Below are 21,034 nucleotides of genomic sequence, written 5' to 3'. Positions count from 1 at the left end.
CTCACGCAAACGTTTGCATCACGTTAATAGCGCGCATTCTACATAATTTGATCTTGGCCATAAAGAGAAAGTTTTACTTTTTCTCATGCAGATTCTGAATGTTGTTCTACTTGGATTGTCATATTGTCACCTTTCTAAATCGTATAATTATGAAAAGTGTCAATTTCTCCCTTTACACCCCGTAAAACGATAATTACATAGGTTTACCTTAAATTTGCTTCTCAAGCTACCGAAAACCTCATTTTTTAAATAGTATGCGCGCCATTATCTACTGTAAAAGTTTCAAACTGATGGAAAAACACTCACGTAAAGAAGATTGGATTGCTATTTTAACTGGAACATTTCTGGTCGCTCAGGGCGTTTTCTTCCTCCAGTCTGCAAATCTGTTAACCGGAGGCACCACAGGTTTGGCCCTGCTTATGAGCCAGTTTGTGTCACTTTCCTTCGGTACGCTTTACTTTTTGGCCAACAGTCCTTTTTATTTACTCGCGTGGAAGCGTTTTGGTTCAAGATTTGCCTTCAACAGTGCTATTTCTGGTGCCTTGGTTTCTGTGTTTGCAGATCACCTCTCTCTGGTCGTTAGCCTTGAAACGGTTAATGTTGTGTATTGCGCGGTTGCTGGTGGGTTACTGATGGGCTTGGGTATGCTTATCCTGTTCCGTCATCGCTCAAGTCTTGGTGGTTTCAACGTACTTTGCCTGTTTATTCAGGATAAGTTCGGCATTTCAGTGGGCAAATCTCAGCTAGCTATCGATTGTTGCATCTTGTTCGCATCATTCTTCTTTGTCTCTCCTGAAGTCATTGGGTTATCCATTTTGGGCGCTATCCTGCTCAATGTCGTGTTGGCCATGAACCACAAACCAACCCGTTATTCCGTTAATTACGGTTGAGAACCATTAGATGAAAAAAAGCCCGCGAATTGCGGGCTTTTGCGTTATTGGTTGCTGCGATTAGTGTGAGGTTCTAGCCTTCACATCGTGGCTTAGCTCTTTGTTCAGTTCGGCTTCCACATGACCCGGTGATTGCGTACTTGCTGAGATCAGTCGGTACATCGCAGGGATAACAAACAAAGTCACCAGCGTTGCGAAGCCCATACCGAAGAAGATCACCGTACCTACCGCCACTCGGCTTTCATAACCAGCGCCTGTCGATAGGATCAACGGAATTGCACCAGCAAGCGTAGTGAACGCTGTCATCATGATTGGGCGCAGACGACGTGTTGCAGCATCGACAATCGCTTTCTCAAATTCGAAGCCGCGGTCACGAAGCTGGTTCGCAAACTCAACGATCAGGATACCGTTCTTGGTCACCATACCAATCAACATGATCATGCCAATCTGGCTGTAGATATTGAGCCCCTGACTCATAAAGAACAAGCCCAAGAAGCCGCCAAATACCCCCATAGGGACAGTGAACATCACCACTAGTGGGTTAATGAAACTTTCAAACTGGGCTGCCAAGACCAGATACGCGACCAACAGTGCTAAGCCAAACACCACCAGAATACTGGATTGGTTCTCTTTATAATCTTTCGATTCGCCGGAGTAGCTGACTGAGATATCACCCGGCAGAATGTCCACCGCTTGTTGATCTAAGAAGTCCAGTGCCTGACCTAAGGTATACCCGTCAGACAAGTTAGCCGTAACGGTAATCGATTTCTGCTTGTTGTAGTGGGACAAACGAATCGACGAAGCCACTTCTTCAATCTTGGTGACCGCATCCAGTGTCACCAACTCGCCAGAACGGGTTCGCAGATAAATCTGGCTCAAATCCGTCGCATTATTGAAGCTGTTCTCATCACCACGAAGATAAACATCATACTCTTCGCCGCGTTCAACAAAAGTCGTTTCACTCTTACCGCCAAGCATGATTTCTAAGGTCTCAGAAATATCTGACACACTGATACCCAACTCCGCCGCACGCTGCTTATCAACGGTGACCACCAACTCAGGAGTTCGCTCGGAATAGTTAATGTCCGCCCCCTCCATGATCGGCGACGCTTCAGCTAACTGCTCAAGCTTTTCAGCCCACTGTTTTAGTTCTGGGTAATCAGAACCTCCTAATACGAACTGTACTGGCTCACTAGAACCACCTCTGAAGCCTGGCATAAATGGGAAGACACGAACATCAGGAATACCCACCAGCGCCTTTCTCACCTCTCCTAGCGCCTGCTGAGCCGTTACATCACGATCATTCCAGTCATCCAGAATCATGATCACGAAACCCGTCTGGTCACCGGCGTTACCGCCAAAGGCTGGCGATTGAATGCTGAAGGACTTAAGGAAGCCTTCGCCCAGTAGCGGCAATAAGCGCTCCTCGACGATATCCATGTTCGCAGCCATGCGGTTGTAACTCGTAGCATCAGCACCACGAACAAAGGCAAAGATCACCCCGCGGTCTTCCGATGGTGTCAGCTGAGAAGGCACTTGCTTCATCAAAACCCAGCTTCCGCCGATACAGGTCAGAATGATGAGAGGCGCTGCCCACTTCCATTTCAAGGCTCCACGTAGCACTTTACGGTAACCACTTTCCAGACGACCAAACATGCGATCAATAAACTGATTGAAGCGGTTTGGTTTCACATTGGCCTTTAACAACTGACTGCCTAAAACTGGCGTCAGAGTCAGTGCAATCAATGATGAGAACATCACCGACATCGCCAGCAATACCGAAAACTCAGTAAACAGCAAGCCGACCATACCATCCATAAAGGAGATGGGCAGGAACACCATGACCAATACCAGAGTTGTCGCCACAACGGCAAAACCGACCTCACGAGTTCCTTTGTATGCCGCCAACAGCGGTTTTTCTCCACGCTCGATATGGTGGAAAATGTTCTCCACGACTACGATGGCGTCATCGACCACCAATCCAATCGACAATATCAGCGCCATCAAAGTGATTAAGTTGATCGAAAAGCCGAAATAGTAGGCAGCCATGAAGGAAGAAATCAAAGAAACAGGCACCGTTACTGCTGGGATCAGTGTGGCTCGTGCCTGACCAATGAATATGTACAGCACAAGAATGACCAGACCACCGGTAATAAACAGAGTGCTATACACTTCCGCTATCGAACGCTCAATAAATACGGTTGAATCATAGTCAATGGCAAGACGAGTTCCTGATGGAAGGAATTGCTGGATTTTTTCCACTTCATCATGCACTAAGTCCGCCACTTCAAGCGGGTTAGCGTCTGATTGAGGCACAATACCCATGCTGACATTAACCACACCATCGCTCTTAAAGGTTGAATTTTCATTCTCCGCGCCAATATAGACATCAGCGACATCTTTCAGGTAGATAGGAGTATTGTCACTCGCCCGTTTAACCACCAAATATTCAAAATCTCCAGCCACGTTGTAGCTACGAGCAGTCCGAACCGACATGACGATCTGATCGTTACGCACTTCACCGCCCGGACTTTCAATATTCTCATTATTGAGTGCCGTGGTAATGTCAGAAGTTGTGACTCCACGTCCTGCCATCTGAGCAGGTTTCAGCTTAACGTACATGACTTTGTACAAGCCGCCTGACACATCCACTGAGCTTACACCGGATATCAAGCTGAATCTGTCGAGCAATACTCGGTCGACGTAGTCTGTCAGTTGGGTTCGATCCATCTCGGAAGAACTTAGATTAATGTAAACAGAGGCTTCACCCGACCCATTGTTCTTATAAACAATCGGATCATCCGCCTCATCAGGCAAGGAACGCTGTGCTCGTGCAACCGCATCCCGAACATCACTCACGCCAGTATTAAGATCATAACCGAGTTCAAACGTAATAGTGATTCGTGAGCTGCCATTGCGCGTAGTCGATTCAATTTCATCAATGCCGCTGATACCAGAAAGCTGATCTTCCAGTACAGAAGTAATTTGGCTTTCAATAATGGTCGCTGAAGCGCCTTCATATCGAGTACTGATTGATACAACCGGACTTTCAATATCCGGCATTTCACGTACCGCCAGTTTACTGAAAGAGACAATACCAAATACACACAGCAGTAAGCTGAGAACGACCGCAGCAACGGGTCGTTTGACAGAAGCATCAGATAACCACATTAGCTGTTACCTTCTTGCTCATTACTCAGTGGTTTGCCATCTTCACCCAATTCGCTCACGGCGACACCATCGCGCATGTTCACAATGCCTTGAACGACGATTTTCTGGCCGATATCAAGGCCTTTTTCAATCACGACTTGGTTGCCGATTCGAGCACCTAAGAAGACTTCAGTGCGAACCGCTTTGTTGTCATCACCTACCATATAGACATAACGTTTGGTGCCAGAATATTCGAGAGCTTGAACAGGAATAATCGGCGCTTCCATTGGAGGAAAATCCATATCTGCAGTCACTAACATGCCCGGTTTCAAGCTTTGTTTTGGATTGTCAAAATGGATACGGACCCTTAAGTTAAGAGTTTCTTCATTGATTCGTGAATCGATACCAACAACTTCGCCATTGAAGACAGTATCATTCCATGCTGCCGTCGTTGCTGTGACTTTCATACCTTTAGAAATTTGAGACAGATAACGTTCAGGTACCTGCAAATCGAGTTGCATCAAGGATAAATCATCGAGTGCCACAAGCTCATCGCCAGCACTCACCAGCTTACCTAGGCTGAAATCAATAAAGCCGACAGTGCCAGAGAAAGGTGCTGTAATATTCAAATCATTGAGGTTGGCATTGGCGGCATCAAGGCGAGCCTGAGCTATTTCGACGCTAGCCTTCTGCGCATCGATCTCGGTTTGGGTAATCGCATTACGTTTCACCAAACGTTCAAACTCTTTGAGTTTACGCTCTTCGTCTTTCAGGTAGGCTTTTGCTTCAGCTACACTGGCTTTGGCTTTGTCATCATTAAGCTGAACGAGCAGCTGATCTTTTTTGACCTCTTGATTCGCCTTAAAAGCAATAACATCCACGCGACCTGTAACTTCAGAGGAAATAACCACAGATTGCTCAGCTTCAATTTTTCCAACTAACGACAAAGACTGAGAAACCTGATGAATCTGGACCTGTTCAGTCACCACGGTAACCGTCTGTGGACCTTGCCGTTTAGCTTGCACTGCAGGTGCTACGGCTAGAATAGACAACGACAAAATACTCAGAATAATTTTATTTTTCATGTTTAAATTCTGCCTCAAAAAACTTCGCTCATTATACTCGTTAAACCGCGCTGAAAACGTCAAGTAATGTAAAGAGAGAGCAATAAACTGTAAGTTTAGACATTGATTAGATGAGCTTTTAGGTTGATTACTGGCATCTTTGCCCAAAAAGCCAGCATTCAATTCAAAATCATAAGAAAAGGCTTTACAGGTTTAGCGAGTTTGCTATGATGCGCTCCGCACTTGAGTGATGTGTTGGGAAATCATTTCTTAAGTATAAAAACACCCTGGAGGGGTTCCCGAGTGGCCAAAGGGATCAGACTGTAAATCTGCTGGCACTGCCTTCGATGGTTCGAATCCGTCCCCCTCCACCATATTAAATGCTTGATTGATGCGTTGGGAAAACATCAGTTAAGGATAAAAATACCCTGGAGGGGTTCCCGAGTGGCCAAAGGGATCAGACTGTAAATCTGCTGGCACTGCCTTCGATGGTTCGAATCCGTCCCCCTCCACCATATTGAACGCTTGATTGTCGTGTTGGGAAAACATCAATTAAGGATAAAAATACCCTGGAGGGGTTCCCGAGTGGCCAAAGGGATCAGACTGTAAATCTGCTGGCACTGCCTTCGATGGTTCGAATCCGTCCCCCTCCACCATATTGAACGCTTGATTGTCGTGTTGGGAAAACAACAATTAAGGATAAAAATACCCTGGAGGGGTTCCCGAGTGGCCAAAGGGATCAGACTGTAAATCTGCTGGCACTGCCTTCGATGGTTCGAATCCGTCCCCCTCCACCATATACAGAAAACCAGCTCAATGAGCTGGTTTTTTTGTACTTATTGAAAATCTAATTACACCTCTATCTCTCTTCTCGCAAGTACAAAAAAGCCCCGACCAATAGCCGAGGCGATAACTAACATCAAAGGGGGAAGTTAGTTGTTTAAAAGAATAATACGTGTTTCATAAGAGCGAAGTACTTGATGCTGAGATACCTTCTCACTAGAAAGCTCATAGTTACATAAAACGTATTGTGCTTTATCGCAATCAAACTCTTCAGGTAAGACGCACTCTGTTTCGTCTGCGTAATAGTTATTCAAACAAATTAGGGTCTGATTTTCTGATTTACGTTGATAACCGAATATCGCCTTATGTTCTGGGTAAAGATCGGTGTAGCTCCCAGTGGTAATCACTTCAATCTCTTTGCGCAATTGAATCAACTTCTGATAGAAGTAAAAAACCGAGTTACTGTCATCAACGGCTTTAGCTGCGTTCACTTGAGGATAATTTTCTGCCACCGCCAACCAAGGTTGGACCTGAGAGAAGCCAGCATACTGCTCGTCATTCCATTGCATTGGCGTACGTGAGTTATCGCGGGATTTCTGAGCCAGGATATCGATCATTTCTTCGTTGCTGACACCTTGCTGGTTGACCATGATGTCATACATATTGGTACTTTCCACATCGCGATATTGCTCTATCGAGGTATAGCCGGGGTTGGTCATCCCAATCTCTTCTCCTTGATAAATGTATGGTGTACCTTGCATCATATGGACAGAGGCTCCCAACATTTTGGCCGACTCCACTCGATAGTTTTGGTCATCGCCTAAGCGGCTAACAATACGTGGCTGATCATGATTACACCAGAACAGTGCTCCCCAACCTTTGCCGTTCAATCCTGTTTGCCAATGGTTGAAAATCTGCTTGAGTTGTGAAAAGTCAAAAGGCGCTTTGGTCCACTTTTCGCCATTTGGGTAATCCACTTTTAGATGGTGGAAGTTAAACACCATCGACAGTTCTTTGTTGTCCAGAGAGGAATACTGCTGGCAATGCTCCAATGTGGTAGACGACATTTCACCCACAGTAACGCTGCCATATTTTTGGAACACAGCTTCGCTGATTTCCTGTAAGTATTCATGTACACGAGGGCCATCTGTGTAAAAGCGGCGACCGTCACCAATATCATCATTCGGGAAATCTTGCTGCTTAGAAATTAGGTTAATCACATCAAGACGGAAGCCATCCACTCCTTTCTCAGCCCAGAAGCTGATGACCTTTTTCACTTCCTCACGAACAGTCGGGTTCTCCCAATTAAGATCCGCTTGCTCTTTGGCAAAGAGGTGCAGAAAATACTGGCCCGTTTGCTCATCCATTTCCCAAGCACTTCCGCCAAACTTGGACTGCCAGTTGTTTGGAACGTCACCTTCAACCGGATCTTTCCAAATATAGTAATCTCGGTATGGGCTGCTCTTATCCCCCAGCGCAGATTGGAACCAAACGTGTTCAGTGGAGGTATGGTTAACGACAATGTCCATAATGATACGAATACCGCGCTGGTGCGCTTCACTAAGCAAACATTGAAAGTCTTCCATGCTGCCAAACTGAGGGTTAATAGCGTAGTAGTCTGAGATGTCATAACCATTATCAATCATCGGAGACTGATAGACTGGCGTCAGCCAAATAGCATCAATACCGAGCAATTTTAAGTAATCGAGCTTAGAAATGATGCCCTTGATATCCCCTGTTCCCTTACTGCCGCTATCACAGAAGCTCTTCGGGTAAATCTGATATATCGAAGCCGTTTTCCACCAGTTCGCATCATTTGTGATTGTTGTCATTGCTAAACTCACTTACCAAAAAATAAAAAATCGAAAAAATAGCAGGAGCGATCGCCGGATTGCGATCGCTCTTTTTTGTTTGCACTTAAGCGCTTGCAGGCTCTAGCTCACCTTTCATTTGTGCACGCTTGTAGAAGAACAGGGTCAATACTGCCGGTATTGCAATCGCCACCAGCATTGCAATCGCGTAGATGCCCCAGAATTGTGGTTGGATAGATAAGATACCGGGTAGACCACCCACACCAATACCGTTCGCCATAACGCCCGCACTACCACAGATCGCCGCTGCAATTGCACTACCAATCATTGCGCTTAGCATTGGGAACTTGTACTTCAAGTTAATACCGTACATCGCTGGCTCGGTGACACCTAGATAAGCAGAAATCGCCGCGGGTACTGAGATATCGCGTTCGCCGTGTTTCTTACTGATGATGATAATACCGACAACCGCTGATGCCTGAGCAATGTTAGACAGTGCAATCAAAGGCCAGATTGGAGTACCACCTAGGTCTTGCATCAACTGCAGATCGACAGCGTTGGTTGTATGGTGAATACCGGTAATCACCAAAGGTGCATATAGGAAGCCAAACACCATTGAGCCAATCACTGCGAAATCACCCGTCATTGCTGCTTTTGCGGCGAATGCCACGCCATCACCCAGTACGCGACCGAACGGGCCAATCAGAGAATGCGCTAATACCACAGAGACGATGATAGAGACGAAAGGAACGACAACCAGATATAGGTAAGAAGGAACAATACGCTTAAGGTTCGTTTCGATAAACGCCAACGCGATACCTGCTAACATGGCTGGAATAACCTGAGCCTGATAACCCACCTTCTCGATAGCAAATAAGCCAAAATCCCATACTTCTGGCACTTGCTTACCTATCAGATAAGCATTCATCAGTTGAGGAGAGACCAAAGTGACACCAAGCGTAATGCCGAGGATCGGTGTACCACCGAGTTTCTTCACTGTTGACCAACACACGCCAACAGGCAAGAAGAAGAAAATGGCTTCACCAATTAGCCATAGAAAGCTATGGACAGTCGCCCAGAATTGGCTAATTTCTGTCAATGATTGACCATCAAACATCTTGATGTCGCCAATCACATTACGGAAGCCCAAGATCAGACCACCGGTAATAATTGCAGGTAACAGTGGTACAAAGATCTCAGCAAGATGGGAGATACCACGTTCCAAAATGTTCATGTTCTGACGTGCAGCCTGTTTGGATTCATCTTTCGATGCTTCAGACTTACCCGACAGTTCAATCAGGACCTTGTACACTTCATCAACTTCAGTACCGACAACAACTTGAAATTGACCCGCATTAGTGAAACAGCCCTTCACCAGCGACAGTGCTTCCAGTGCATTTGTGTCGGCTTTACTTGTGTCATTTAACACGAAGCGGAGGCGCGTCAGACAGTGGCTGACACTGGCGATGTTTTCGCGACCGCCAACCAGTTCTATCAGACGCTCAACTTCTTGTTTCGCAATCTTACTCATATCCTTGTCCACCCTAAATTGGTTTCTCGTTCAGATCAGAAGTCTCTGATCAAAAAGGTTAGTTATAATTTATTTGGGAACATTCCCATTTGTATTTATTATATTGTCAAATCTATCGAAATAGATAAATGGGAACAATCCCATTAATTGAATGAGATCACAGTATAATTTTAAACCATAGAGAAAAGAGAGGGTTAACTCAAAATTGGTTCCTGAGTGAGGTGTACGAGTTCAGATTCTCCATTGAGCTGAGAAATCAGAAGCTTGGCCGCCCTTTCTCCAGCCTGAGCATAACCCGGATCGATACTGAATACTCTCGGAAATAGAAAAGACAACAGTTCATTGCCACCAACACCTGTGACCATCACATCTTCTCTGTCCAACTCTTGAAGACGTTTAATCACACCCAATGCCAAAGTATCACTGGCGCATACAATCGCCTGTGTGGTTTGACTCAACACTTTATCCACCAAACGATAAGCGCTTTCGTGATGCAGATGGCCTGTTTGATAGTTGGGAGATAATCGATGCTCTGAACACCAATCTAAGTAAGCATTGAGACGAATCTTCCCAGTAGTTCGGTCTGAAGGATCAACACCAATAAAAGCAATCTCGCTCACCGATTGGCGCTGAAGGTGTTCCAGCGCATAACGAATAACACCTGTATTATCGTAGTTGATCGATGACGTTTCATCAGTATCCATGGCAATCACCAGCGAACGATGCTGCCAGCTAGAAAGACGCTCGATGTCAAAATCACTAAAGCCAAACACAATCACGCCGTCAACATTACGCCTGCGCAAAACGTCGAGGTGTTCATTGGTCATCTTGCGGTCAAATTGGCTTTCCATGATCACCGCGTCATAGCCGTTACCGTAAAGAACTTGAAGCATGCTGCTAACGGCTTTGTTTTCCGAAGGCGAATCAAGACGCGAGATGATGACACCAACCACTTTCTGACTGCCTCCGCGCATCGCTTGCGCCGACTTAGACGGAACGTAGCCAGACTCTTCAATCACACGCTCAACCTTGGCGCGAGTCTCGGGTTTGACTTTAGGGTCATTCGTCAACACACGGGAAACCGTAGATTTACCAACGCCAGAAAGTTTAGCAATATCAAGAATGGTCAGTTTTTTATTCATAATGCAGTGAGTTCGCTCAAAAGACAAAGCAGGTTGTACCAGAAGACTAACGCTATTGTGTTTTACAGTTTTTGTAAACGACCCTGCCCAATTCTAATCGGGCATCATCACCTTTGGTGTGTAGCGTCACTGGATTGAGAATCGGTTTTGTTCCATTATCTAAGATATATTTTGCACCAGAACCGGATGGGACCTGAGCGAGGCGGTAGTCGTGTTTAGGTAAACGCAAAATCGCCTCTTGTTCTTTAATTAGGTAAGCGACCTCAAACTGTTTGTTCGATGCACACTGGTAGGTCACGAATGGTTGCTTTTCATCGGCTTTGCGTTCAATCGCCGAGTAGCTGCACCCAAATAATGTCACTCCTGCCAGCAACCCTAACAACGCTTTCATTTTCATCCACACTCTCCAATAGAAAAAGGCCGCCTCAAGCGACCTCTTTTCTCGGTATTTTACTTAGCTAAATAGGCAGGGACTTCTTTGATACTGTCCAGTACAACAGAGGCAATCGCCTCACCTTTTTCCGTAACAGGCTTACCAGTACGTACTAAAATACGCGTACCCACTTCAGCGGCTTCTGCTGCCAGCATATCTTCAGCTTTATCACCGACCATAACAGAATTCGCCATATCGATTTTGAGGAAGTCACGCGCAGAAATGAACATGCCAGGCTTAGGTTTGCGGCAATTACAATCTTCTTTGTACTTACCCTGACCATGTTCGGCATGATGTGGGCAATAGTAGAAGCCATCAAACTCAACATCATGATCAACAAAATTCCAATCCATCCACTGCGTGAGTGATAGGAAACGGTCTTCACTGAATTTACCACGAGCAATACCCGACTGGTTAGTCACCAATACAAGCATGTAGCCCATCTCTTTGAGCTTTTTCGTCGCTTCAAACACGCCATCAATAAATTCAAAGTCGTGCTCGTCATGAACATATCCGTGGTCAACGTTAATTACACCATCACGATCCAAAAAGACTGCTGGTTTCGCCAAAATTTGCTTCTCTATCTACTATTTATTTCCAGAATTATTACACGCTTTATTTCTTTCATCACTATCTAATTACTAATCTGTTTGGTTGCAATGAACGTTTAGACGTCTAGCCGTAAAAATATCTATTGACACAATTAGTGCAAAACCATAGCATCCTCTACTAAATGAGAGGTAGTTCAAAATTATCTACTTTTTCCCAAAAGCAGTCTGATAGTGGATTTCTCAATGATAGAAATTAATCAAGTAAACAAAGTGTTTCTTCAAGGAAATAATGAAATACATGCCTTGAAGGACATCAACCTTCATATCTCACAGGGAACAATCTTCGGTGTAATTGGCTCATCAGGAGCAGGGAAAAGTACGCTTATTCGATGTGTCAATATGCTGGAAGCGCCAACGTCAGGCTCCATCATTGTCGACGGTATTGATCTTACCAAGCAGTCAAAATCAGAACTGAGCGAAACACGCCGTAACATCGGTATGATCTTCCAACATTTTAACCTACTGTCATCTCGTACCGTATTTGACAACGTTGCCCTGCCACTTGAGTTAGCGGGCAAAGATAAGGCGCATATTAGCGCTAAAGTGACTGAGCTGCTCAAACTGGTAGGCCTCTCTGATAAACATGAAAGCTACCCATCGAACTTGAGCGGTGGTCAAAAGCAGCGCGTCGCTATTGCACGTGCCCTAGCTTCCGATCCCAAAGTGTTGCTGTGTGACGAAGCAACGAGTGCATTGGATCCTGCAACAACACAATCGATACTTGAGTTGCTCAAAGAGATCAACCGTAAACTGAATATCACTATGTTGCTCATCACCCACGAAATGGACGTGGTGAAAAGTATCTGTCATGAAGTGGCAATCATTGGTGGCGGGGAATTGGTTGAGAAAGGTACGGTTGGTGAAATTTTCGCCCATCCTAAAACTGAACTGGCGCATGAATTTATCCGTTCTACGCTTGATCTGTCTATTCCGGATGATTATCAGACACGCCTGCAAACGACCCGCGTTGAAGGCAGTTATCCATTGGTGAGACTCGAATTTACCGGAGCTACTGTAGATGCACCGCTCGTCAGTCAGATTGCTCGTCAATTCAATATCGATGTCAGCATTCTGAGTTCTGATCTTGATTACGCTGGTGGTGTCAAATTCGGCATGATGGTCGCAGAGCTGTTTGGTAACGAGCAAGATGACAATGCGGCGATTGAATTCCTCCGTGAACACAATGTAAAAGTAGAGGTACTGGGTTATGTCCTTTAACACAATTTCAGAGTGGCTAAGCCTTAACAGTAGCCTTTTAATTGGTGCGACTTGGGAAACCCTCTACATGGTCTCAGTCGCAGGTATCGTTGGCTTTGCCGTTGGTATTCCATTAGGTGTTATCCTTCATACCACCAAAAAAGGCGGCCTACTTGAGAACACCAAACTCAATAGCATTCTCGGTGCTATCGTCAACGTCGGTCGCTCGGTGCCGTTTCTAGTTTTAATGGTCGCCATCATCCCAGTCACTAAAGTTCTCGTCGGCACGTTTATCGGCACCACGGCGGCTATCGTACCACTGACTATCGGCGCCATCCCATTTGTTGCTCGCCTTATTGAAGGGGCACTACTTGAAGTACCAACAGGCTTAGTGGAAGCAGCTCAATCAATGGGGGCAACTCCGATACAAATCATCAACAAGGTACTGCTTCCTGAGGCAATGCCAACCATAGTGAACTCAATCACCATCACATTGGTCACCCTAGTGAGCTATTCCGCTATGGCCGGAACAGTAGGGGGTGGCGGATTAGGTGATGTCGCGATTCGCTACGGCTTCCATCGCTATGATGTGGTCATCATGGCTGTAACCGTGGTAATGCTCATCGTCTTGGTGCAAATCATTCAGTCTATCGGCGATGCAATTGTTCGCCGCGTCGATCACAGATAATAAATTTACAGATACAGAATAAGGAGAAAGTCATGAAATTTGGATTAAAAGGTTTACTCGCCATTGCAGCAGTCGCTTCGTCACTTGTGCTATCCGGATGTGGTGAAAAGCAAGCAGCAGACACCAGCAAGATTAAAGTCGGTGTTATGGCGGGCGCTGAAGCTCAGGTAGCAGAAGTCGCCGCTAAAGTTGCTAAAGAAAAATACGGCTTGGATGTAGAGCTTGTTACTTTTACAGATTACGTGACGCCAAACGCAGCGTTGGATGATGGCTCTATCGACATCAACGCATTCCAGCACAAACCATATCTAGATCAACAAGTGAATGACCGTGGTTACAAACTAGCAATCGCTGGCAATACATTTGTTTACCCCATTGCTGGTTACTCTAAACAAGTGAAATCGGTTGATGAGATTCAGGAGGGTGCCCGTATCGCAGTACCAAACGACCCAACCAACTTAGGGCGTTCTCTACTGCTTCTTGAACAACAAGGACTGCTTAAACTACGTGATGGTGTTGGTCTACTAGCAACCGTACGTGATATTGCTGAAAACCCAAAAAACATCACTATTGTTGAACTAGATGCCGCTCAGCTTCCACGCTCTCTTGACGATGTAGCCCTGTCTATCATCAACACAACTTACGCAAGCTCAATTAACCTGACACCACAAAAAGATGGTGTATTTGTTGAAAACAAAGAATCTCCATACGTAAACATCATTGTGGCGCGAGAAGACAACGTCAAGGCTGAAAACGTGCAGAACTTCATCAAGTCTTACCAAACAGAGGAAGTGTACACGGCTGCTTCAGACATCTTTAAAGGTGGCGTAGTTAAAGGTTGGTAATGACTTACTCGCTCAGTTGAATCAAGGCTGACGTCATTGCGTCAGCCTTTTTCTTTGCTTTTTTGATTGATCAGAGGAATTTCTCAATCAGTACTTCATCAATGTACCGACCTTTCACATAAGCGTGCTTCTTTGCCGTTCCTATCACCACGAACACCAGCGGCATCCTCTATTTTGACTTCCATTACTAATCTCTTGCCCCTAGCACTAGATACAGTGAATTTTACAGTCTTAGGTCTACCCACAATACCAAAAACAAAAAACCGGAGCACTTGGCTCCGGTATTGTCGTTCGATAATACGTTATGGCGTGTAGTAGGTCGCCGCACCAGGACCGACTGGCAAGCCAAATACGAATACCCATAGGTAGAACAGTAGACTCCAACCCACGATAAAGCAGATTGAGTACGGCAGCATGGTCGCAATCAGCGTACCGATACCTAGATTTTTCATATAACGCGATGCAACAGCGAGAATCAAACCAAAATAGCTCATCATTGGTGTAATGATGTTGGTCGTAGAGTCACCGATACGGTATGCCGCTTGAATCGTTTCAGGCGCATAGCCGACTAGCATCAACATGGGAACAAAGATTGGCGCTGTCACAGCCCATTGTGCAGAAGCTGAACCGATCATCAGATTGATGAAACCACACATCAAAATAAAGGCAAAGAACAACATAGGACCAGTCAGACCAATGCTTTGTAGAAAATCTGCGCCTGCTACCGCGAACACTTGACCAAAATTAGTCCACTTGAAAAACGCCACAAATTGAGCAGCAAAGAAGACCAGTACAATGTACATTCCCATTGAAGACATGGATTTAGACATCGCGTCAATCACGTCGCGATCATTCTTCATTGTGCCAACTACTCTACCGTAAACCAGACCTGGGATAGCAAAGAAAACAAAGATGAAAGCCACAATACTTTTCAGGAATGGCGAACCTGCAACCGTGCCGGCGTCTGAGCGAAGAATTCCATCTGCAGGAACAATTGTCCAAGCAAGTAGAGCAGATACAACCAGCACGGCCAGTCCAGCCATTTTCAAACCTTTCTTCTCAACGTCAGTTATCGTGCCCATTGAGTCATTCGACAAATCTTCTGCTGCATCTTCTTCGTTGTATTTACCTAATTTAGGCTCAACGATTTTCTCCGTTACGAAAGCACCCATACCGGCGATGAAGAAAGTAGAAACGAACATAAAGTACCAGTTAACTTCTGGGCCAACAGTGTAAGTAGGGTCAATCATTTGTGCTGCCGTTTCTGTGATCCCAGAAAGCAGTGGGTCAACAGTGCCGATCAGTAAGTTTGCGGAATAACCGCCAGATACACCTGCAAATGCAGCGGCGAGACCGGCAAGAGGGTGGCGACCCAAAGAGTGGAACAGCATAGCCGCTAGTGGGATAAGTACCACATAGCCTAGCTCAGATGCTGTATTGGAAATGATACCTGCAAATACCACAGTGATGGTAACCATGCTCTTCGAAGCACCCATGACCAAACCACGCATTGCCGCAGACAGTAAACCTGAATATTCCGCCACTGCAACACCCAATAGTGCAACTAATACGGTGCCTAAAGGCGCAAAGCCGACAAAGTTTTTAACTAGATTGGTAACAATCAACTCAAGACCGTCCGCATTTAACAAGCTGACAACCTGAATCATTCCGTCAACGGCACGACCTGGAGCGCCTTCTGGACGAGGATCTGCTACCGCCACTTCAAAGTAACCTGCAATACCGGAAGCGATTAAAATCGCAACACAGAAAATGGCGAAAAGCGTGATCGGGTGTGGTAACAAGTTGCCCAAATATTCGACGGCATCTAAGAAACGAGTAAATATTGGCCTCTTAGGCGAGTTTTGTTTAATCGAAGTAGATGAACTCATCTCTTCCCTCCTTGTTGTTGTTAATCCTGCGCGTCATTGTGCCAAGCGGCTACAAAGCTCGCGCAGGTTACTCGACAAAGAGGTCAATTAGAAATCAAAAATGTAATAAAGTGCTATCTTGATCAATATGATTAACGATAAAAAAACAAAAAATCAGCATCTTCATCTACATAAATGACAATCGTTAGAATTATGAATTACACCGAACCATTGAAATTAATAATGCATTCACTATTTCTGAACAGCTTTGAATCTGGGATTGGTTTTACATATTACGTACAAGCGCCCTCTCCTTTTTACTATCTGACAATCAGGATGGCGACTTTTAGCACTTTTAAGAGATTTTACGACCTTCATTTACTTGTCCCCTTTAGAAAATTGACCAAATCGACGCTTAAAGTTAGCGACACGACCTTCCTGATGAATGACACGCTGCTTACCTGTGTAGAAAGGGTGAGATTTAGAAGATACTTCAATCGTAAAGTACGGGTAGGTTTTGCCATCTTTCCACTCAATAGTACGGTCAGTTTGCAATGTTGAACCGATAAGGAAGTACTCATCAATGCTTGTATCATGGAAAACCACGGTTCGGTATTCAGGGTGAATGTTGGGTTGCATAATTACCTCAATAGAAACTGTTATGTTATAACATTTTAAATAATAATCATTATCAACAAGTTTTACTACTCTTTTTTGTGATACTTTTCCCTATTCACCAAATTGAGAGAAAAGAGATGTATTCCATAGAGCCGATCGGTTTTATTGAAAGCCCATATAAAGAGAAGTTCGCCGTTCCTCGGCAGCCAAGCTTAGTACCCGCTGCTCGCTCGCGAGTAAAGCTAGTTGGAGAGGCGAATAGTCCCGAAGCGGTACGCGGGTTGGAGCAATTCTCCCATGCTTGGTTATTGTTTCTGTTTGACCAGAATTTAGCGGCAGGATGGAAGCCTACTGTCAGACCACCTCGACTGGGTGGCAATGAGCGTGTAGGTGTATTTGCTTCTCGTTCGACGTTTAGACCCAATGGGATTGGACTGTCGGCGGTTGAAATTAAAGGGATCACAAAACAAGGCGATCAGATCTATCTCGATCTTGGCAATGTCGATTTAGTCGATGGCACTCCCATCATCGACATCAAGCCATATATCCCTTATTCAGACTCTATTCCTCAAGCGCTAGGAAGCTACGCAGAAGCGGAACCAAAAAAGTCTCAAGTCCTATTTTCGTCATTAGCCACAGAGCAGTTAGAAACCCGCGGATATCTTGACTATCAAAAGACGGTAATTGAGCAGGTTTTAGCACAAGACCCTCGCCCAGCGTACAAAAAGAACAAGCCTGATAGTAAAGAATATGCGGTAAATATGTTCGATATGAATGTGAAGTTTACCGTTAACGATAACTTAATAACGGTTACTGCGATTGAAAGCTTTTGACAACGGCATTTGGCTGATATTATAAGCGGCTAACAATTTTCCCCTCGTGGGACTTCCATACTCCTGTCCATTCCGGCTTGAGTATCTAACTTTAATAAACGGATAAGTTAAATGCGTACCAGTAATTATCTTCTTTCTACTCTGAAGGAGACTCCAAACGACGCAGAAGTAGTGAGCCACCAGCTCATGCTACGTGCAGGTATGATCCGTAAGCTGGCTTCAGGTCTCTACACCTGGCTACCTACTGGTCTACGTGTACTGCGTAAAGTCGAAAACATCGTTCGTCAAGAGATCGACAATGCAGGTGCAGTCGAAACATTGATGCCCGTTGTTCAGCCGTTTGAACTATGGGAAGAGACAGGCCGCAGCGAAAAGATGGGTCCTGAGCTGCTTCGCTTTACTGACCGACACACTCGTCCGTTTGTTCTTAGCCCAACAGCTGAAGAAGTGATCACTAGCCTAGTGCGCAATGAAGTGAGCTCTTACAAACAGCTACCGCTAAACCTGTACCAAATCCAAACTAAGTTCCGTGATGAGCGTCGCCCACGTTTTGGCGTAATGCGTGCACGCGAATTCTGCATGATGGATGCGTACAGCTTTGATATTGATAAAGAAGGTCTACAGAAGTCTTACGATGCAATGCACGATGCTTACTGTAAAGCCTTCGACCGCATGGGACTTGAGTACCGCCCAGTACTGGCTGACTCAGGTGCTATCGGTGGTAGTGGTTCTCAAGAGTTCCACGTACTTGCAGAAAGTGGTGAAGACCTAATTGCCTTCTCAACTGAGTCTGACTACGCAGCGAACATCGAAAAAGCCGAAGCACTTGCTCTGGCTGACGAAGCTGCGGCTCCAACTCAAGAGATGACGTTAGTTGACACGCCAAACGCAAAGACAATTGCTGAGCTTGTTGAACAGTTTGAGGTGCCAATCGAGAAGACGGTTAAGACGCTATTTGTTAAAGCATCTGATGAAGTTGACGCTGACCTAATCGCGCTTATCATTCGTGGCGACCACGAACTGAACGAAGTGAAAGCAGAAAACCTTCCTCAAGTTGCGGCTCCTCTACAGATGGCAACAGAAGAAGAAATCCGTGCCCTAATCGGTGCTGGACCTGGCTCACTAGGCCCTGTTGGTCTTAAACTGCCATTCATCGTTGACCGCACTGTTGCTGTAATGAGTGACTTTGGCGCAGGCGCTAACGTAGACGACAAGCACTACTTCGGTATCAACTGGGGTCGTGATGTTGAGCTTGGCCAAGTTGAAGACTTACGTAATGTAGTTGAAGGCGATCCAAGCCCTTGTGGTAAAGGTACCATCGCACTGAAACGTGGTATCGAAGTAGGCCACATCTTCCAACTAGGTAATGTTTACTCTCAAGCAATGAACTGTGGCGTTCTTGGTCCAGACGGTAAAAACGTTATCCTAGAGATGGGTTGTTACGGTATCGGTGTTTCTCGTGTGGTTGCGTCTGCCATTGAGCAAAACCATGACAAATACGGCATCATCTGGCCAGACGCACTCGCACCTTTCCAAGTCGCTATCGTTCCTATGAACATGCACAAGTCGGAAGAAGTGAAAGAAGCGGCTGAGAAGCTGTATGCTGAATTGACGGCTATGGGTATCGAAGTGCTATTCGATGACCGTAAAGAGCGCCCAGGTGTTATGTTCTCTGATATGGAACTTATCGGTATCCCTCACACTATCGTGATCGGCGATCGTTCGATGAAAGAAGGCAACTTTGAGTACAAGAACCGCCGTACTGGTGACAAGACACCTGTTGCGATGGCTGATATCGTTGAACACATTAAAGCTCAGCTAGCGTAAGTTAGCCCCTAGAAATAAAAAAGGCCGATGGAGACATCGGCCTTTTTAATCGAATTTAAAAGCTGATAACGTCACCCTCAAGAACGAGGGACGAGAGAGTTGAGGATCTCTCAAAGTCATTCGAGGACTAAATCAGGTTCCCTACACCTTCATTCATCAGCCCAGGCAATAACGCATTTGCTACTCCAACGGCTCCGTCGGTGCCTGACTTGCGACCTTTTTCGGCGCAAACGCCACGTCGGTCAACTCGTCAGCATTCCCGTCAATAAGTTCACCAAAGTGGAAAATACCAAATTCTCCCGGTTTCATTCGATGCCACTCTTCATTATCAGTTAGCGGCTGCGTCGCGATGACTGAAACCACATCATTGGGTGTCGTTTCTTCCTGAAAATTAATCTCGACGTCTTCATCAATCAAAGAAGCTTTGCCAAATGGCGCACGACGAGTAATCCAGTAGAGATGGTTGGTACAATAGGTCATAACGTACTCACCATCTGACAACAGCATATTGAACACCCCTTTACTTTTCAGGGTTTCACAACATTTCGCCACAAAGCGGAACACACCTATCATATCCTGAGGCGGTTCTGGGAATCGGTCTTCCATCTGCTTAAGCAACCAACAAAACGCCAGTTCACTGTCTGTCTGGCCCACAGGTCTATGACGCCCAGTATGCAGATCTTGATAATCAGACAACTGACCATTGTGAGCAAAAGTCCAATAACGTCCCCACAATTCGCGGGTAAATGGGTGAGTGTTCTCTAGATTGACGCCACCACGATTCGCCTGACGAATATGGCTAACTATTGCGCAGCTTTTGATCGGATAGTTCTGAACCAATTCAGCAATTTTAGACTTGCAGCTTGGATTCGGATCTTTAAACGTCCGAAAACCTTTACCTTCGTAGAAAGTGATCCCCCAGCCATCGCGATGTGGGCCAGTATTGCCGCCACGCTGCATCAAGCCAGTAAAACTGAAACAAATGTCTGTGGGTACATTGGCGCTCATTCCGAGCAATTCACACATGGTTTATAAAACTCCCTTGCACTACCTAAGTGCCAGCATAAACAACACTGGCACTTGCTAAACCAGTTTGAAAATTACTTTTCCATTTCCTTTTCGATCAACTGAATCACAATATGGATGATTTTAATGTGGATCTCTTGAATACGATCAGCGTAACCAAAATGAGGAACACGAATTTCAATATCCGCTAAACCCGCCATTTTACCGCCATCTTTACCGGTCAGAGCAATCGTCTTCATGCCTTTTGCCTGAGCCGCTTCAATCGCTTTAAGAATGTTGCCAGAGTTTCCCGATGTCGACAAACCAAATAGTACATCCCCTTTAGCACCAACCGCTTCTACGTAGCGAGAGAACACATACTCGTAACCAAAGTCATTACTTACACAAGATAGGTGGCTTGGATCGGAGATAGCAATACCTGGCAAACCCGGGCGATTCTCACGGTAACGACCTGTCAGCTCTTCAGCGAAGTGCATAGCGTCACAGTGAGAGCCGCCGTTACCACAAGAAAGCACCTTGCCCCCCTGTTTAAATGAGTCAGCGAGCATCTTGGCTGCCGCTTCGATTTGCGCAATATTACTTTCATCGCTAAGGAATTTATTCAGTACGTCAGCAGCTTCGGTAAGTTCGTTTTTAATCAGATCCTGGTACATAGGTTTTTCTCTAATTATTTTGTATTAACAAGGCCGACGCTTATCGTCGCCAAGGTGATAATCA

Annotated in this window: 18 protein-coding genes and 4 tRNA genes; 10 read left to right on the top strand and 12 right to left on the bottom strand. The window is 45.5% G+C overall.

All coding sequences use genetic code 11. From position 1 onward, the window contains the following. Positions 1-290 precede the first annotated feature (290 nt). Positions 291-890, top strand: a complete 600-nt coding sequence (locus tag KW548_05635; protein ID QXX07488.1) for a YitT family protein — start codon at positions 291-293, stop codon at positions 888-890. A gap of 60 nt (positions 891-950) precedes the next feature. Here the strand turns inward: KW548_05635 and vexH are convergent, their stop codons facing one another. Both vexH and KW548_05625 read right to left on the bottom strand, forming a co-directional pair. Beyond that, positions 951-4,061 carry a vibriobactin export RND transporter permease subunit VexH gene (vexH, locus tag KW548_05630; protein ID QXX07487.1) on the bottom strand — a complete coding sequence of 1,037 codons (3,111 nt, stop codon included), beginning with the start codon at positions 4,059-4,061 and terminating at the stop codon, positions 951-953. Then, a complete protein-coding gene (locus tag KW548_05625; GenBank protein ID QXX07486.1) occupies positions 4,061-5,125 on the bottom strand; it encodes an efflux RND transporter periplasmic adaptor subunit in 1,065 nt (354 codons plus the stop codon). The genes vexH and KW548_05625 overlap by 1 nt, the downstream gene beginning before the upstream one ends. Before the next feature lie 268 nt (positions 5,126-5,393). On the opposite strand from KW548_05625, the gene KW548_05620 reads away from it, so the two are divergent. The 4 genes from KW548_05620 to KW548_05605 all read left to right on the top strand — a co-directional run bounded on the left by KW548_05620 (position 5,394) and on the right by KW548_05605 (position 5,901). Continuing rightward, positions 5,394-5,478, top strand: a tRNA-Tyr gene (locus tag KW548_05620). Between the two features lie 56 nt (positions 5,479-5,534). Further along, a tRNA-Tyr gene (locus tag KW548_05615) sits at positions 5,535-5,619 on the top strand. Between the two features lie 56 nt (positions 5,620-5,675). Continuing rightward, a tRNA-Tyr gene (locus KW548_05610) sits at positions 5,676-5,760 on the top strand. A gap of 56 nt (positions 5,761-5,816) precedes the next feature. Next, a tRNA-Tyr gene (locus tag KW548_05605) sits at positions 5,817-5,901 on the top strand. A gap of 135 nt (positions 5,902-6,036) precedes the next feature. On the opposite strand, the gene treC is transcribed toward KW548_05605, so the two are convergent. The 5 genes from treC to gmhB form a co-directional block, all read right to left on the bottom strand. Further along, the gene (gene treC / locus KW548_05600) at positions 6,037-7,719 is read right to left on the bottom strand and encodes an alpha,alpha-phosphotrehalase (protein QXX07485.1); all 1,683 of its coding nucleotides are present in this window, start codon (positions 7,717-7,719) and stop codon (positions 6,037-6,039) included. A gap of 85 nt (positions 7,720-7,804) precedes the next feature. Continuing rightward, a complete protein-coding gene (gene treB / locus KW548_05595; GenBank protein ID QXX07484.1) occupies positions 7,805-9,229 on the bottom strand; it encodes a PTS trehalose transporter subunit IIBC in 1,425 nt (474 codons plus the stop codon). Between the two features lie 194 nt (positions 9,230-9,423). Next, positions 9,424-10,371 carry a trehalose operon repressor TreR gene (treR, locus tag KW548_05590; GenBank protein QXX07483.1) on the bottom strand — a complete coding sequence of 316 codons (948 nt, stop codon included), beginning with the start codon at positions 10,369-10,371 and terminating at the stop codon, positions 9,424-9,426. Positions 10,372-10,423: 52 nt separating this feature from the next. Beyond that, positions 10,424-10,762, bottom strand: coding sequence for an MliC family protein (locus KW548_05585; protein QXX07988.1), 339 nt, complete (start codon positions 10,760-10,762; stop codon positions 10,424-10,426). Positions 10,763-10,821: 59 nt separating this feature from the next. Next, positions 10,822-11,373 carry a D-glycero-beta-D-manno-heptose 1,7-bisphosphate 7-phosphatase gene (gene gmhB, locus KW548_05580; protein ID QXX07482.1) on the bottom strand — a complete coding sequence of 184 codons (552 nt, stop codon included), beginning with the start codon at positions 11,371-11,373 and terminating at the stop codon, positions 10,822-10,824. A gap of 225 nt (positions 11,374-11,598) precedes the next feature. Between gmhB and metN the strand changes: the two genes are divergently transcribed. From metN to KW548_05565, 3 genes are read left to right on the top strand one after another with little or no spacing between them, the layout of a single operon-like run. Further along, positions 11,599-12,633: a methionine ABC transporter ATP-binding protein MetN gene (gene metN, locus KW548_05575; GenBank protein QXX07481.1), complete on the top strand. Its 1,035-nt coding sequence runs from the start codon at positions 11,599-11,601 to the stop codon at positions 12,631-12,633. Continuing rightward, on the top strand, positions 12,623-13,300 hold the full coding sequence (locus KW548_05570; GenBank protein ID QXX07480.1) for an ABC transporter permease: 678 nt from the start codon (positions 12,623-12,625) through the stop codon (positions 13,298-13,300). The genes metN and KW548_05570 overlap by 11 nt, the downstream gene beginning before the upstream one ends. Before the next feature lie 32 nt (positions 13,301-13,332). Then, positions 13,333-14,145, top strand: coding sequence for a MetQ/NlpA family lipoprotein (locus KW548_05565; protein QXX07479.1), 813 nt, complete (start codon positions 13,333-13,335; stop codon positions 14,143-14,145). A 302-nt stretch (positions 14,146-14,447) separates the two neighbouring features. Here KW548_05565 and KW548_05560 read toward each other — a convergent pair whose 3' ends face one another. The 3 genes from KW548_05560 to KW548_05550 form a co-directional block, all read right to left on the bottom strand. Next, entirely contained in the window at positions 14,448-16,034 is a 1,587-nt protein-coding gene (locus KW548_05560) for an AbgT family transporter (GenBank protein ID QXX07478.1), read from the bottom strand. 231 nt (positions 16,035-16,265) lie between these two features. Next, positions 16,266-16,391: a type B 50S ribosomal protein L36 gene (gene ykgO / locus KW548_05555; protein ID QXX07477.1), complete on the bottom strand. Its 126-nt coding sequence runs from the start codon at positions 16,389-16,391 to the stop codon at positions 16,266-16,268. Next, a complete protein-coding gene (locus KW548_05550; protein ID QXX07476.1) occupies positions 16,392-16,652 on the bottom strand; it encodes a type B 50S ribosomal protein L31 in 261 nt (86 codons plus the stop codon). It abuts the gene before it with no gap. A 116-nt stretch (positions 16,653-16,768) separates the two neighbouring features. Here KW548_05550 and tsaA point away from each other — a divergent pair, with 116 nt between their 5' ends. Continuing rightward, positions 16,769-17,464, top strand: coding sequence for a tRNA (N6-threonylcarbamoyladenosine(37)-N6)-methyltransferase TrmO (gene tsaA, locus KW548_05545; GenBank protein QXX07475.1), 696 nt, complete (start codon positions 16,769-16,771; stop codon positions 17,462-17,464). Positions 17,465-17,575: 111 nt separating this feature from the next. Beyond that, positions 17,576-19,291: a proline--tRNA ligase gene (locus tag KW548_05540; GenBank protein QXX07474.1), complete on the top strand. Its 1,716-nt coding sequence runs from the start codon at positions 17,576-17,578 to the stop codon at positions 19,289-19,291. 180 nt (positions 19,292-19,471) lie between these two features. Here the strand turns inward: KW548_05540 and KW548_05535 are convergent, their stop codons facing one another. Beyond that, positions 19,472-20,317: a class II glutamine amidotransferase gene (locus tag KW548_05535; GenBank protein ID QXX07473.1), complete on the bottom strand. Its 846-nt coding sequence runs from the start codon at positions 20,315-20,317 to the stop codon at positions 19,472-19,474. Positions 20,318-20,391: 74 nt separating this feature from the next. After that, complete coding sequence (gene lpcA / locus KW548_05530) at positions 20,392-20,970, bottom strand: D-sedoheptulose 7-phosphate isomerase (GenBank protein ID QXX07472.1); 579 nt, start codon at positions 20,968-20,970, stop codon at positions 20,392-20,394. Positions 20,971-21,034: the final 64 nt, after the last annotated feature.

Source organism: Vibrio neptunius (assembly GCA_019339365.1).
In the GTDB taxonomy this organism is placed as follows: Bacteria; Pseudomonadota; Gammaproteobacteria; order Enterobacterales; family Vibrionaceae; genus Vibrio; species Vibrio neptunius.
The sequence above is the reverse complement of the archived record's forward strand: the minus strand, read 5'-3'. Positions and strand labels throughout refer to the sequence as shown.

Bases quoted from the DNA above. Each gene is read 5' to 3' on its own strand.
- KW548_05635 (QXX07488.1), top strand. From the start codon at position 291: ATGGAAAAACACTCACGTAAAGAAGATTGGATTGCTATTTTAACTGGA.
- vexH (QXX07487.1), bottom strand. From the start codon at position 4,061: ATGTGGTTATCTGATGCTTCTGTCAAACGACCCGTTGCTGCGGTCGTT.
- KW548_05625 (QXX07486.1), bottom strand. From the start codon at position 5,125: ATGAAAAATAAAATTATTCTGAGTATTTTGTCGTTGTCTATTCTAGCC.
- treC (QXX07485.1), bottom strand. From the start codon at position 7,719: ATGACAACAATCACAAATGATGCGAACTGGTGGAAAACGGCTTCGATA.
- treB (QXX07484.1), bottom strand. From the start codon at position 9,229: ATGAGTAAGATTGCGAAACAAGAAGTTGAGCGTCTGATAGAACTGGTT.
- treR (QXX07483.1), bottom strand. From the start codon at position 10,371: ATGAATAAAAAACTGACCATTCTTGATATTGCTAAACTTTCTGGCGTT.
- KW548_05585 (QXX07988.1), bottom strand. From the start codon at position 10,762: ATGAAAGCGTTGTTAGGGTTGCTGGCAGGAGTGACATTATTTGGGTGC.
- metN (QXX07481.1), top strand. From the start codon at position 11,599: ATGATAGAAATTAATCAAGTAAACAAAGTGTTTCTTCAAGGAAATAAT.
- KW548_05570 (QXX07480.1), top strand. From the start codon at position 12,623: ATGTCCTTTAACACAATTTCAGAGTGGCTAAGCCTTAACAGTAGCCTT.
- KW548_05565 (QXX07479.1), top strand. From the start codon at position 13,333: ATGAAATTTGGATTAAAAGGTTTACTCGCCATTGCAGCAGTCGCTTCG.
- KW548_05560 (QXX07478.1), bottom strand. From the start codon at position 16,034: ATGAGTTCATCTACTTCGATTAAACAAAACTCGCCTAAGAGGCCAATA.
- ykgO (QXX07477.1), bottom strand. From the start codon at position 16,391: ATGAAGGTCGTAAAATCTCTTAAAAGTGCTAAAAGTCGCCATCCTGAT.
- KW548_05550 (QXX07476.1), bottom strand. From the start codon at position 16,652: ATGCAACCCAACATTCACCCTGAATACCGAACCGTGGTTTTCCATGAT.
- tsaA (QXX07475.1), top strand. From the start codon at position 16,769: ATGTATTCCATAGAGCCGATCGGTTTTATTGAAAGCCCATATAAAGAG.
- KW548_05540 (QXX07474.1), top strand. From the start codon at position 17,576: ATGCGTACCAGTAATTATCTTCTTTCTACTCTGAAGGAGACTCCAAAC.
- KW548_05535 (QXX07473.1), bottom strand. From the start codon at position 20,317: ATGTGTGAATTGCTCGGAATGAGCGCCAATGTACCCACAGACATTTGT.
- lpcA (QXX07472.1), bottom strand. From the start codon at position 20,970: ATGTACCAGGATCTGATTAAAAACGAACTTACCGAAGCTGCTGACGTA.